14 protein-coding genes and 1 riboswitch are annotated in these 12,234 nt (G+C 67.2%); of the genes, 5 read left to right on the plus strand and 9 right to left on the minus strand.

Annotated features, from left to right (window positions below; all coding sequences use genetic code 11):
* Positions 1-75 precede the first annotated feature (75 nt).
* Positions 76-915: a helix-turn-helix domain-containing protein gene (locus KAK88_RS15530; RefSeq protein ID WP_242077314.1), complete on the plus strand. Its 840-nt coding sequence runs from the start codon at positions 76-78 to the stop codon at positions 913-915.
* A 61-nt stretch (positions 916-976) separates the two neighbouring features.
* Here the strand turns inward: KAK88_RS15530 and KAK88_RS15535 are convergent, their stop codons facing one another.
* The 7 genes from KAK88_RS15535 to KAK88_RS15565 form a co-directional block, all read right to left on the minus strand.
* Entirely contained in the window at positions 977-1,825 is an 849-nt protein-coding gene (locus KAK88_RS15535; protein ID WP_242077315.1) for a ribokinase, read from the minus strand.
* Entirely contained in the window at positions 1,822-2,775 is a 954-nt protein-coding gene (locus KAK88_RS15540; RefSeq protein WP_242077316.1) for a nucleoside hydrolase, read from the minus strand. Before KAK88_RS15540 ends, KAK88_RS15535 begins: the two co-directional genes overlap by 4 nt.
* Positions 2,776-2,824: 49 nt before the next feature.
* Entirely contained in the window at positions 2,825-3,502 is a 678-nt protein-coding gene (locus tag KAK88_RS15545; RefSeq protein WP_242077317.1) for an aspartate/glutamate racemase family protein, read from the minus strand.
* Entirely contained in the window at positions 3,499-4,698 is a 1,200-nt protein-coding gene (gene chrA / locus KAK88_RS15550) for a chromate efflux transporter (protein ID WP_242077318.1), read from the minus strand. Before chrA ends, KAK88_RS15545 begins: the two co-directional genes overlap by 4 nt.
* A 2-nt stretch (positions 4,699-4,700) precedes the next feature.
* Complete coding sequence (locus KAK88_RS15555; RefSeq protein ID WP_242077319.1) at positions 4,701-4,961, minus strand: DUF3253 domain-containing protein; 261 nt, start codon at positions 4,959-4,961, stop codon at positions 4,701-4,703.
* A gap of 14 nt (positions 4,962-4,975) precedes the next feature.
* Complete coding sequence (locus KAK88_RS15560) at positions 4,976-5,974, minus strand: D-cysteine desulfhydrase (protein WP_242077320.1); 999 nt, start codon at positions 5,972-5,974, stop codon at positions 4,976-4,978.
* Positions 5,975-6,069: 95 nt separating this feature from the next.
* Complete coding sequence (locus KAK88_RS15565; protein ID WP_242077321.1) at positions 6,070-6,600, minus strand: hypothetical protein; 531 nt, start codon at positions 6,598-6,600, stop codon at positions 6,070-6,072.
* Positions 6,601-6,690: 90 nt separating this feature from the next.
* On the opposite strand from KAK88_RS15565, the gene KAK88_RS15570 reads away from it, so the two are divergent.
* Positions 6,691-7,542, plus strand: coding sequence for a TIGR02587 family membrane protein (locus KAK88_RS15570; protein ID WP_242077322.1), 852 nt, complete (start codon positions 6,691-6,693; stop codon positions 7,540-7,542).
* A gap of 4 nt (positions 7,543-7,546) precedes the next feature.
* Positions 7,547-7,924 carry a hypothetical protein gene (locus KAK88_RS15575; RefSeq protein ID WP_017506465.1) on the plus strand — a complete coding sequence of 126 codons (378 nt, stop codon included), beginning with the start codon at positions 7,547-7,549 and terminating at the stop codon, positions 7,922-7,924.
* Between the two features lie 7 nt (positions 7,925-7,931).
* Here the strand turns inward: KAK88_RS15575 and KAK88_RS15580 are convergent, their stop codons facing one another.
* Positions 7,932-8,339 carry a BLUF domain-containing protein gene (locus KAK88_RS15580; RefSeq protein WP_242077323.1) on the minus strand — a complete coding sequence of 136 codons (408 nt, stop codon included), beginning with the start codon at positions 8,337-8,339 and terminating at the stop codon, positions 7,932-7,934.
* A 133-nt stretch (positions 8,340-8,472) separates the two neighbouring features.
* A riboswitch (TPP riboswitch) is annotated at positions 8,473-8,582 on the plus strand.
* A gap of 140 nt (positions 8,583-8,722) precedes the next feature.
* On the opposite strand from KAK88_RS15580, the gene thiC reads away from it, so the two are divergent.
* Both thiC and KAK88_RS15590 read left to right on the plus strand, forming a co-directional pair.
* Positions 8,723-10,552, plus strand: a complete 1,830-nt coding sequence (thiC, locus tag KAK88_RS15585) for a phosphomethylpyrimidine synthase ThiC (RefSeq protein WP_242078620.1) — start codon at positions 8,723-8,725, stop codon at positions 10,550-10,552.
* Between the two features lie 95 nt (positions 10,553-10,647).
* Positions 10,648-11,250, plus strand: a complete 603-nt coding sequence (locus KAK88_RS15590; RefSeq protein ID WP_242077324.1) for a sce7726 family protein — start codon at positions 10,648-10,650, stop codon at positions 11,248-11,250.
* Here the strand turns inward: KAK88_RS15590 and KAK88_RS16180 are convergent.
* A complete protein-coding gene (locus KAK88_RS16180; RefSeq protein ID WP_431307195.1) occupies positions 11,203-12,192 on the minus strand; it encodes a beta family protein in 990 nt (329 codons plus the stop codon). The genes KAK88_RS15590 and KAK88_RS16180 overlap by 48 nt on opposite strands.
* Positions 12,193-12,234: the final 42 nt, after the last annotated feature.

Below are 12,234 nucleotides of genomic sequence, written 5' to 3' on the forward strand. Positions count from 1 at the left end.
CCACAAGAAAATCGTAGCGGCCTGCGCCGTCTTCGGAGTTTCCGCTCTCGGCGCCTTTGCCTAGGAACGACAGGCATGTCCGTTCGGCGCCAATCCATGTCTCTAAATCTCGATCGTCTCACCGTCCAGGAACAGGACCTGCTGCGTCTTCTGGCTCAGGGTCACACCGCCAAGACCATCGCCAATCTGACGGGCCTGTCGGTCAATAGCGTCAACGAAAGGCTCCGATCGGCACGGCGCAAAACCGGCGCAGTCAGCAGCCGCGAGTTGGCGCGCCGTCTCGCCGATCAAGCTCCACAGCCGCCACAAGAAATTCGGCCCAAACTATTCGGTGTTGGCCGCCAGACGCCCGGGCGACACTCGTCGGGCTCGGATCGAGCGGCGACCGGCAAGGTCAGTTTGTGGAAAACAGCGATGGCGTTCGGAGTAATTTTTGCGGCCGCATTGGCGGGCCTCGTCACCAGCAGGTTTCAATATCCGGCTGTCTCATCCTCTGGAGCCACATCCCCGCCAGGGTCGGCCGCGCATAGCTCTGGAGGGGAGGAATGGAGAGGACTGTTTAGCCCCAACGTTCCGGCCGTGGCCTTCCTGGTTCCCAATCCGTCCAAACCGTACAGTGCGACCCCGCAGGTCATGCTAGTCTGCGAAGGCCTGTCCATGACGGCCATCGTGCGGGGATTTTCACCCCGCGATGCATGGCCCCAACCTGAAATGGACCTGCGGGTCGGCGACGCCGTCAGAACAGGCTCGCCTCGGGTAAAAGGCGATGCTGACGATCCCGCCCTTGAATACGCATTTTCGATCGCAGACGAAATTTTGGAGCCCTTGGCGCAGGGGCATCCATCGCCTTCACCTTTGATGGCCAGACCATTTCAGCGCCGACATTTTCCCAACCTTGGCGCAGCCGTTTCGTGAAGGCGTGCGGCGATCTGGTTCATCCCGGCATGCGCCGACGCGGCGCCGTCAGCGCCCGCGTCTATTGAGCGTTGAGCAGCGCCTCGACCTGAGCGCGCTCCGGCGCCGAGGGTTGCGCACCCGGGCGGGTCGCGGCGAAGGCTCCGGCGGCGCAGGCGAAGCGCAGCGCCTCGGCCGGGTCCATGCCTTCCAGCAAAGCCACCGTGATGGCGGCGACGAAGGCGTCGCCGGCGCCTGTCGCATCGACCGCCTCGACGGCGGGCGGGGTCGCCCAGGCCATCTCGACGCCGCGCTGATACATGGCCGCGCCTCGGGCGCCCTTGGTGACGACCACCCGTCCCCCGCCCCGGTGCAGGCCGTCGCCATAGAAGGCCGCCTCGGTCTCGTTGACGACGATCAGGTCGGCGCGGCGCAGCAGCAGTTCCGACACCGGCGCGGCGGGCGCCAGATTGGCGCAGACGAAGCCGGTCGCCCGGCCCACCGCCGCCTCGACCGTCTCGATCGGCAGCTCCAGCTGTACGATCAGCGCGCCCTCGATCCGCTGGGGCAGTTGTTCGGGGGTGACCATATGGTTGGCGCCGGCCGCGACCACGATCTGGTTCTCGCCGGTCGGATCGACGGCGATCAAAGCGACGCCCGTCGGCGCCGCCACATCGACCTCCACCCCGGCCAGATCGACACCCAGATCCTCCATCAGGGCCAGGGCCTCGCCGGCCATGGCGTCATTGCCGACACGCCCGATCAGGCTGACCTCGGCCCCCAGCTTCTCGGCCGCCAGCGCCTGGTTGGCGCCCTTGCCGCCGGGATGCCGCGCCAGGGTCGCCCCGGTCACCGTCTCGCCCGGCGCCGGCAGTTGGGGCGCGGTGGCGACCAGATCCAGGTTGATCGAACCGACGACGGTGATCCTCATGCGCCGGCCTCCAGCGCCTCAGCCTTCAGCTTGGCGACGATCAGGTCGAATACCCCTTGCGCATCCGCCGCGACCGCCCAGCGATGCCGCGCCGTCGCCGGATCGATCCGGAACTCCACCGCCGTATGCCCGCGCGTCAGGTCCGAACCCGTCTCCACCTCGATCCGGCAGGGTTTGGTTTCGAACAGATCAGGCTGGATCAGCCAGGCGATGGGACACGGGTCATGCAAGGGGGCTGCATCCCAGCCCACGATCTCGCGCTCCACCCGCTGCGAGAACCGCAGCGTCGACGCCGCTGCCCGCGCGGCCTCGCTGTCGATGGCCTCTATCGCCACAATCCGGGCCTCGGTCGCGCGCACCTGATGGGTCGCGTCCAGGCCGAAGGCGACCACCTGACAGCCCGATCCGAACACCACGGCCGCCGCATCCGGATCGGCCCAGATGTTGAACTCGGCGGATGCGGTGACATTGCCGCCTTCCGACCGCGCCCCGCCCATGACGACCACCGGCCCCAGCCGTTCGGCCAGGCGTCGCTCACGCCGCATCGCCAGCGCCAGATTGGTCATCGGCCCCAGGACGGCGATGGCGACCGAACCTTCGGGCCGGCTCATCACCAGATCGACGATGGCGTTGGCGGCCGGTCCGTCGCCGACGATCCCCGTTGGTTCGAACGGCTCCAGATCGCCCAGACCCTCGACGCCGTGAAACTCGCCCGCGCCCGCCGGCGGACGTTTCAGCGGCCGCTCGGCTCCGCCGAAAACCGGCACGTCCTCGCGCCCGGCGATCTGGCGGATGATGCGCGCATTGCGCTGGGTCTTGGCGCCGGGGACATTGCCTCCGACCGTGGTGACGGCCAGCAACTCCAGCTCGGGCGCGGCGAAGGCCAGAAACAGCGCCACGGCGTCGTCCACGCCGGGGTCGCAATCGATGATCAGGGACTGAATAGGCACCGCCCATGACTAGGCAGGCCGGCCGCGTGGAGCAAGCCGCAACCGCGCCTTACACCCGACACGCCTTCACGCACGCCTGAGCCAGCACCTCGGCCGAATCCGTCAGGGGGATCGGCGCATGTTCGGCCCTCAGCAGCAGCGGCACCTCCGTGCAGCCGGCGATCAGCCCGTGCGCGCCCGCGTCCACCAGGGTCTGAGCCAGCCGCAACATCCCTACCCGCGCCGCCTTGCCGACCTCGCCGCGCTTGACCCCATAGACCAGGCCCATGAAGGCGTCGCGGTCCGCACCCTCCAACAGCGCCGTCTCGATACCGCGCGCCGCCAGCGCCTCAATGTAAAGCCGCTCGCCCCCCGGCGTCGCCAGCACGCCGATCCGCTTGGCGCCTGACGCCGCCGCCGCGTCCGCCGTCGCCGCGATCATGTCGATGAAGCGCAGGCTCTTCGCCTCGCACGCCGCGCGGATGGCTCCCGCCTGGGCATGGGCGGTGTTGCAGGGCATGGCGATCACCTCGGCCCCGGCCGCCGCCAGCCCCTCGGCCATCTGCCCCAGCACCACCTCGGCCTCGCCCGGCCGCGTGTTGCGATCGGGCACCTGGGGGTTCATATCCATCACCACCCGGATGTGGTCGGCGTCCCCGTCCGCCGGCGTCAGCGCCTGCACCCGCGTCAGGAACGCCACCGTCGCCGCCGGTCCCATGCCGCCGATCACGCCCAGGATCTTGCTCATCGCATCACGCCCCATCCCACGACCGCCGCGGCGGCCAGAACTGCCGGCATGGCGTAGCGGCTCTTCCAGGCCCACGCCACCGCCAGGGCTACCGCAAAGATCGCCACGGCCGCCGCCATCGACGGCGCCCGCTGCAAGGTCGCCCAGCCCAGCTCCACGCTGGTCGCAGCGATGATCCCCACGACGGCGGCGGCGACCCCGGCCAGAAGATCGTGCAGCCGCCGGTCCTCGACCACCGCCTCCAGCCGCTCATAGAAGACCATCGAAAAGGCGAAGGCCGGCGCGAACACCCCGGCCGTCATCGCCAGCGCCCCGCCCCAGCCCGCGACGACGAAGCCGACGAAGGTGCAAAAGATCACCAGCGGCGCCGGGATCACTCCCGCAAAGGCGATCCCGTCCAGAAACGCCCCATCGTCGATCAGCCCGCGCCCCACCGTATCGGCGCGGACATAGGGAATGGCGGTATAGGCGCCGCCGAACGTCAGCAGCCCTGCCTTCAGCCCCGTCCAGAACATCGCGGCTGCGCCGACGTCGCCCGCCGGCCCCGCCGTCTGTGCGAACACCGGCCCGCCGTCCCCCAGCCCTTGCATCGCCAAGGTTGCGACGCCCGCCATGGCCATGACACCGCCCGCCAGGCCGACCCGCCCGGCCCGAACCAGCACATAGGCCGCCCCGCCCGCCGCCAGCGCGATCCAGAACGCCGCTCCCGCAAGGGTCGCAGCAAAGCCGACGACGGCGACGGCCCACAGCCAGCGATCCTCCAGAATATGCGATCCGATCTTGCAGACGGCGCGCACGATCACCGCCACCACCGCCGCCTGAACCCCCAGGAACGCTCCGCCCAGCAGGCCCACGACCGGCGACAGCGCCACATAGGCCCAGCCGATCCCCAGCATCAGGGTTAGCCCCGGCAGCATGAACCCCAAGCCCGCCAGCAGGCCGCCGATCCGCCCCCGCGCCCGCATGCCCATATGCACGCACAGCTCGTGCGCCTCCGGCCCCGGCAGGACCTGCAACACCGCCAGCAGCCGGTTGAACCGCGCGCTGGACATCCAACGGTCCTGATCGACCAGCTCGCGCCGGATCATCGCGATCTGCGCCACCGGCCCGCCAAACGCCAGCAGCCCGAACCGCAAGAACCGCAGAAACACCGCCGCCCAAGACAGCGCGGGCGGGACAGGTTCGATCTCGCGCACCGTCACCCGCCGCCCCCGTTTTCACCGCCTCGAGCCCTAGCGATCCGATAGGGCCCCGCGCGCAGCGCCAGCGGCCGCCCCTTCCAGCTCAGTCGCACCGCGCCCGCGTCCACCAGGGCGTCCACCGCAGCGTGAACGTCAGGCATCGCCTCGCGCCAGGCGCCGTCTTCGCCCGCAACCGCCCGCGCGACCTCGCTGGGGCAGACGGTGGCGTCCTCGGCCCGGGCGGCCAGCAGCGCCAGCGTCGCCTCGCGCGCGTCCATGACGGACGGCGCGCCTACAGCGCCCCTTCGATCTCGGTCTGATAGCCGAACAGCCCCTGCGCTCCGCCAGTGTGCAGGAACACCACCGTCTCGCCCTTGAACCGGCCGGCCCGCGCCAGGGCGATCAGCCCCTTCATCGCCTTGCCGGAATAGACCGGGTCCAGCACGATCCCGTCCAGACGCGCGGCCAGGGTCAGGGCGTCGATCACTCCCTGGTCGACCAGGCCATAGCCCTCGCCGACATAGTCGCAGTTGGCGACGACCATCTCCCGCGTGACCCGACCGGGCTGGCCCAGCAGGGCGGCCGTCTCCTCGGCCAGTTTGAAGACGTTCGCCTCCTGTTTGTCCTTGGGCGCCCGCACCCCGATGCCCAGCACGGGAATGTCCGCCCCCATAACCGCCAGCCCGGCGACCAGGCCCGCATGGGTGCCCGCGCTGCCCGTCGCCGTCACGATGCGGTGGACCTCCAGATCCATCTCGTCGGCCTGGACCACGATCTCGCGCGCGCAATCGACATAGCCCAGCGCCCCCGTAGGGTTCGATCCGCCGCCGGGAATGACATAGGGCTTGCCGCCCCGCGCCCGCACCTCGGCCGCCGTCTTCTCCAGCTCGGCGACCATGTCCGTACCGCCCGGCACGGTGCGCAGGGTCGCGCCGAACAGCCGGTCCAGCAGCACGTTTCCGTTGCCGACATAGTCCGTCGCCTTGGACCCCGTCCGCTCTTCCAGAATGATCTCGCAGGCCAGACCGTGGGCGGCGGCCGCCGCCGCCGTCTGGCGCACATGGTTCGACTGCACCGCTCCTTGCGTCACCAGGGTGTCGGCGTCCTGTTCGAACGCCGCGCCCAGCAGGAACTCCAGCTTGCGGGTCTTGTTGCCGCCGCCGGCCAGGCCGGTGCAGTCGTCGCGCTTGATCCACAGATCCAGACCCAACTCTTCCGACAACCGGGGCAGCGGCTCCAGCGGCGTCGGCAGATGGGCCAGGCGGATGCGGGCGAAACGGGCGAGATGCATGAGACGATTTCCTGTTCGACGTCTTGATAGCCCGCGCCCGTGACATTCAAAAGCGCCAGACCCAGGCCGCCCGCCCCTTCGCCCCGCCCTCGGCCTCAGCCCGGCGCGCCGGCCTCGGCCACACGCGTCGGCGCGACGAAGGCGGCGTCGCACAGAGCTTGCGCGAAGGCGTGGGACGTGACCGCCTGCCGGTCCATCAGGGCGTCCAGCACCCCGGCCCCCGCATCCACCGTCACGACCAGCGGATAACGCCCGACCACCTGACCGCCCTGCGCCGGGTCGCGCAATTCGGCGGTCGCCCGCATCCGGTGTTCGGCGCGATCGCCGGCCAGAATGGCCAGGCGCGGCGCCCGGCTCAGCGCCTCGACATGGATGTTCAGGTTCAGCCGATGCCGGCCGCCGGCGCACAGCCCCATTTCGTTCAGCACCTCGGCGTTGAAGGTGTCGGCGAAGTCGTCCTCGGCATCCAGCCAGCCGGTCGTGGTCGTGACGCTGCCGATTCGCGCCTGTTCGGCCATGACGGGCGACAGGGCCATCGGTTCGCCGCCGACCTCCACCGAGGCGCAGGCCGTCAATCCCGCGCACGCCATGACCGCCAGGATGGCGGTCGTCTTGATCTGTTTCATCGTCCCCTCTCCCTCGATGACGCGACTAAGCTTGGCTGCGAATGAACGCCGCCTGAACGCCGTTCGACAAGCGGCCCGGAGCCAAAGCCGATGTCCAAGCGTTGCCGCCGCATGACCGCCGCCGCGCCGCCCTTGGATCTGCAACGCGAGCGCGCCTATGTCCGCGATCTGGGCCGCGCCTTCGCCGGCGCCCTGGTGTTCAACATCCCGCTTTTGATGACGATGGAGATGTGGGCGCAGGGCGTGATCATGGACCGCTGGCGGCTGCTGACCTTCATTGTCGCCGGCCTGCCGCTGCTTTACGGCCTGGCCTATTACGCCGGCTTCTCCAAGCGACGCGGGCCGGTCAACGATGCGCTGGACACCGCCGTGGCCCTGGCCGTTGGCTTCATCACCGCCTCGGTGCTGCTGATCCTGTTCGGCGTCGTCGAATGGGACGCGCCGCCGCGCGAGGGTCTGGGCATGGTCGCGCTTCAGGCCGTTCCCGGCGCCATGGGCGCGCTTCTGGCCCGGCGTCAGCTCAGCGGGGATGGCGGAGGCGACACGGATGAGGATCAGGCCTCCTATTTCGGCGAACTGTTCCTGATGGCGGCCGGCGCCCTGTTCTTCGCCCTGAACGTGGCCCCGACCGAAGAGATGATCCTGATCGCCTACAAGGCCACGCCCGCCCACATCCTGGCCCTGATCGCCGTGTCCATCCTCCTGCTGCACCTGATCGTCTTCAAGGCGGGCTTCGCCGGTCAGGAAGAGGCCGATCATCCGATCAAGGCCTTCCTGCATTTCACCCTGCCCGGCTACGCCATCGCCCTGGCCGTCAGCCTGTTCACCCTGTTCCTGTTCGGCCGCACCGACGGTCATGCCGTCGCCGGCGTGGTCCAGACCATGGTCGTCCTGGGCTTCCCCGCCGCCATCGGCGCCGCCGCCGCCCGTCTGTTGGTCTGACCCCATGCCCACGAAGAAGAAGCCCGCCGCGTCGACCCGCCCTCTGCTGCAATGGGGCATGGCCCTGCTCGGCGCCGTCATCACCCTGACCGCCATCGGCATCGTGGTGTGGGAGGCGCTCCAGCCCACGGCCCCGCCCGCGCTCAGCGCCCGCATCGTCGCCGTGGACGTCACCGCCGCAGGCCAGGTCGCGACCGTCCGGGTCCAGAACGACGGCGACGACACCGCCGCCGCCGTAGATATAGAAGGGGTTCTGGGCGACCAGACCGCGACCGCCAGCCTGGACTACGTCCCCGGCCACGGCCACGCCAAGGCCTACCTCCGCTTCGACGCCGATCCGCGCGCAGCGGCCGTCTCGGTCAAGGGCTGGTCGGCGCCCTAGACGGCGTTCAGGCCGCCTGGGCCAGCACCGCGTCCTGCATCCGCTCGACCGTCTGCTGAGGCGCGCCGGCGCCGTCCACCGTGGCCCGCAGCGTCTCCTCCAGCGCCGGGGTCACGCGCACGCTGGCCATGGCCCAGCCGGAAAAGCCGCGCGCCGGGATCGGCTTGCGCTCGATCACCACCACCTCGTCATGGCGCGGATCGCCCGCCAGCCGCGTCATCAGCCGGTCCAGATCCTGCGCCGCGCCCTCCAGCACCTGCAGGAACCGCCCGTCGTGGATCAGCAGCGCCCCGGTCAGCTCGTCGCGCGCATTGTTCCGCTGCGAGGTGGCCAGGATGTCCACCTGCATCATCAGGCTGTCCGAATTGCCCCGCGCGCGGCTGGTGTAGAGGACGCGTTCCAGGTTCAGGCTCATATCCTCGTTTCACCCATGCGACGCCGGCGCCCGGCCCAGGCCTTGCGCATAGCCCAATAAATCCGCCACGCCTACAAGGACTTATGTGCGGTTTCGGACAACTCGACATCCGCCGCGACGCGGGTTAGCCTGCAAACGTTCTCCGGGGGGTCGCAATCGAGCGGCTGAGATAGAGGTTTCTCCTCTGACCCGTCGAACCTGATCCGGGTCATGCCGGCGAAGGGATGAGTAACGCTATCGGTCCTGACGTCACAGGACCCTCGCGCCCGACGTCGGCGGACCTCAAACCGTTTGAGGCCGCCATGAACATCCAAGTCACCCCGCCCGCCCTGCCCGAAGAGCCCAATGTCGAGCTCGCTCTGAAGGACGCCCGCGAGCAGGTCATGCGCGAGACTGGGACCATCCCGACCGGCGAACGGGCCGGCAGCCGCAAGGTCTATGTCGCCGGCGAACTCTATCCCGACATCCGCGTCCCCTTCCGCGAGGTCGCCGTCCACCCCAGCGCCAACGAGCCGCCGGTGACCATCTATGACTCATCGGGCCCCTACACCGACCCGACCGTCGCCATCGACATCAAGCGCGGTCTGCCCCACGTCAAATCCAGCTGGCAGCTGGATCGCGGCGACATCGCCCCCGTCGCCAACCCGCGCGAGGTCAAGCCCGAGGACAACGGCCATGCGTCGGGCAAGAACCTGGCCCCGCGCTTCGACACCTCCAACCACCGCGTCTTCAAGGGCGTCGAGGGTCGCCCGGTCACTCAGTACGAATACGCCAAGGCCGGCATCATCACGCCCGAGATGGAATATGTCGCCATCCGCGAGAACCTGCGCCGCGAGCAGAACAGCCCCTGCATCCGCGACGGCGAGGACTTCGGCGCCGCCATTCCCGACTTCGTGACGCCCGAGTTCGTGCGGCAAGAGATCGCGCGCGGTCGCGCCATCATCCCGCACAACATCAACCACCCCGAGGTCGAGCCGATGATCATCGGCCGCAACTTCCTGGTGAAGATCAATGCGAACATCGGCAACTCGGCCGTCCTCTCCTCCGTGGACGACGAGGTCGACAAGCTGGTCTGGGCCACCCGCTGGGGCGCCGACAACGTCATGGACCTGTCGACGGGCCGCAACATCCACAACATCCGCGACTGGATCATCCGCAACAGCTCCGTCCCCATCGGCACCGTCCCCATCTATCAGGCGCTGGAGAAGGTGGGCGGCATAGCCGAGGACCTGACGTGGGAGGTGTTTCGCGACACCCTGATCGAACAGGCCGAACAGGGCGTGGACTATTTCACCATCCACGCGGGCGTCCGTCTGCCCTTCGTGCCGATGACGGCGAAACGGGTGACGGGCATCGTCAGCAGAGGCGGCTCCATCATGGCCAAATGGTGCCTGGCCCACCACAAGGAGAGCTTCCTCTACGAGCATTTCGAGGACATCTGCGACATCATGCGCGCCTATGACGTGTCATTCAGCCTGGGCGACGGCCTGCGCCCCGGCTCCATCGCCGACGCCAATGACGAGGCCCAGTTCGCCGAGCTGCGCACCCTGGGCGAACTGACGAAAATCGCCTGGGCCAAGGGCTGCCAGGTCATGATCGAGGGCCCCGGCCATGTGCCGATGCACAAGATCAAACAGAATATGGACGAGCAGCTGAAGCACTGCCACGAGGCGCCCTTCTATACGCTTGGCCCCCTGACCACCGACATCGCGCCGGGCTATGACCACATCACCTCCGCGATCGGTGCGGCCATGATCGGCTGGTTCGGCACGGCCATGCTCTGCTACGTCACGCCCAAGGAGCACCTGGGCCTGCCCGACCGTCAGGACGTCAAGGACGGCGTCATCACCTACAAGATCGCCGCCCACGCCGCCGACCTGGCCAAGGGCCACCCCGCCGCCCGCCTGCACGACGACGCCCTGTCACGCGCCCGGTTCGAGTTCCGCTGGGAGGATCAGTTCAACCTGGGCCTGGACCCCGAAACCGCCCGCAAATACCACGACGCCACCCTGCCCAAGGAGGCCCACAAGACCGCCCACTTCTGCTCCATGTGCGGCCCCAAGTTCTGCTCGATGAAGATCAGCCAGGACATCCGCGACGCCGCCGCCGCCCAGAACGACGCCGGCGCCTCCCTGTCGGAAGCCGAAGCCGGCATGGCGGAGATGAGCGCGAAGTTTCGGGCCGGCGGCGGGGTGGTGGAGGTGAAGGTGTGAGCTGAGTCTTGATTTTTTGCAGCCGAGTCCAATAGGACACGCCGCTGATCCGAAAAGTGGGCTACGGTAGCCCTGTAACGGCGCGAGAGAATGCGATGCGTGACGCAGATGTTCGTCTAGCTGTTCGTGAGCTGCTCGCAGCGGAGCACGCTGGCGATCATGATACCCGCATCGTCGAGGAGATGGGCGTTTGGTCGGGCTCCGTCCGCGTCGATATAGCGGTCATAAATGGCGAGTTGGTCGGTTATGAACTCAAGAGCGACAAAGACACGCTTGCTCGCCTGCCTCAGCAAGCTGAACTCTATAGCCGACTGTTCGACAGAGTGCATCTTGTGGTCGGCTCAAAGCATTCGCGAGAAGCCCGCAAGCTCGTCCCGAAATGGTGGGGCGTTCACGTAGCTACATCTGTCGGCAGCAAAGTGCATCTTTATAAAGCTCGAGACGCCAAGCTTAACCCGAAACACGACCCACTGATAGTTGCACAGACTCTCTGGCGCGACGAGGCACTGGAAATCTTAACTAGGCGCAGCCTGAGCAGCGGATGGAAGAGCAAGACGGCCGCGCAGTTGCACGGCCGCCTGTGTGAAGTGCTAAGCTTGGATGATCTTCGCTTTGAAGTTCGCAGCGCTCTTAAACGCCGTCAGGGATGGTTAGGGCAGCCTATCGACGACCAACTCCATGTGGCGGTTAGCGCTTAGCTCCACCCACGATGTCCGACTTCCGGAACTGGTTGTCGAAGTTGCAAAGAGCCCAACTCGCGTATCTCCCCAACACGCTGGCAGTCCTCCAAATCCCGGTGAGGTCAGGAACGTGTTAGCGTGAGCACGATACTGTACGCGCATAGGTTGGCCCGTAGCACCAGACGTTGGGCGTCCTTTAATCACCAGCCAATCGTTGTCTCGCGTGTAGCGAGCACTGACCGTGGCACGCGCCATAGCGACGCCAGGTGGTTCAGTCATATCGGGATGTCCAATACCGTGGTCGCCGAAATCCACTTGGAAAGGAGCCGCCGCGTGGACATTCTGCCACAACTGCCAATCCATTCGCGGCAGAATGTTGGGGCCGATGACGAGGCCGGTGTGGTCCTTCGGAGCAGCTGATGATGCCAGCGTTACTGACCTCCATGTGCCTGCTCCGGGAAAGTTTTGAAGGGCGTGAGTTACGACAGGGTCTATCACCCCCGCTCCAAGAGCAGGCAAGTGACCAGCGCACAGTATGACGTCTGTATCCGTAGCAGATAGTCCGTTGGCGGCGCACCAACCGAGCAGTGAGGGCAAATCCCCCAAACGAACTTTCACTACAGATCCAAATGCTGCAGCCTGCGGCAGCACCGCTGTCACATAGGCCGCAGGAGCATTTATCTCAAACGATGGCTGCGCCGGAACGCCCCCATTGCGGAGTTCTGTGATCAGATTAACCATGTCTGTGGCTGATCCGTTTTCGCTGAAGTTAAAGAGCCCATCGATAGCGATCGGATGACCGGCCCAGCCGGCTATCAGGCGGTTAGCGAACTGCGCGGCTACTGTGCTGGTTAGATGAATGACAGGAAAAACTCGTGCCTTCGTAGCTGGCTGCAAGTTAGCGAGCGCAGTGGCTTCACCAGCTTTACTGCGTATCAGTGGGACGTATCGGTATACCAACGGCGTTTCCTTTCACGAGCCTCCGCGGCCAATACGTGGAGT

This window comes from Brevundimonas diminuta, assembly GCF_022654015.1.
Lineage (GTDB): Bacteria > Pseudomonadota > Alphaproteobacteria > Caulobacterales > Caulobacteraceae > Brevundimonas > Brevundimonas diminuta_C.

Bases quoted from the DNA above. Each gene is read 5' to 3' on its own strand.
- thiC (WP_242078620.1), top strand. From the start codon at position 8,723: ATGCGCGAGACTGGGACCATCCCGACCGGCGAACGGGCCGGCAGCCGC.
- KAK88_RS15575 (WP_017506465.1), top strand. From the start codon at position 7,547: ATGCCCACGAAGAAGAAGCCCGCCGCGTCGACCCGCCCTCTGCTGCAA.
- KAK88_RS15580 (WP_242077323.1), bottom strand. From the start codon at position 8,339: ATGAGCCTGAACCTGGAACGCGTCCTCTACACCAGCCGCGCGCGGGGC.
- KAK88_RS15570 (WP_242077322.1), top strand. From the start codon at position 6,691: ATGTCCAAGCGTTGCCGCCGCATGACCGCCGCCGCGCCGCCCTTGGAT.
- KAK88_RS15535 (WP_242077315.1), bottom strand. From the start codon at position 1,825: ATGAGGATCACCGTCGTCGGTTCGATCAACCTGGATCTGGTCGCCACC.
- KAK88_RS15530 (WP_242077314.1), top strand. From the start codon at position 76: ATGTCCGTTCGGCGCCAATCCATGTCTCTAAATCTCGATCGTCTCACC.
- KAK88_RS15565 (WP_242077321.1), bottom strand. From the start codon at position 6,600: ATGAAACAGATCAAGACGACCGCCATCCTGGCGGTCATGGCGTGCGCG.
- KAK88_RS15555 (WP_242077319.1), bottom strand. From the start codon at position 4,961: ATGGACGCGCGCGAGGCGACGCTGGCGCTGCTGGCCGCCCGGGCCGAG.
- KAK88_RS15545 (WP_242077317.1), bottom strand. From the start codon at position 3,502: ATGAGCAAGATCCTGGGCGTGATCGGCGGCATGGGACCGGCGGCGACG.
- KAK88_RS15560 (WP_242077320.1), bottom strand. From the start codon at position 5,974: ATGCATCTCGCCCGTTTCGCCCGCATCCGCCTGGCCCATCTGCCGACG.
- KAK88_RS15590 (WP_242077324.1), top strand. From the start codon at position 10,648: ATGCGTGACGCAGATGTTCGTCTAGCTGTTCGTGAGCTGCTCGCAGCG.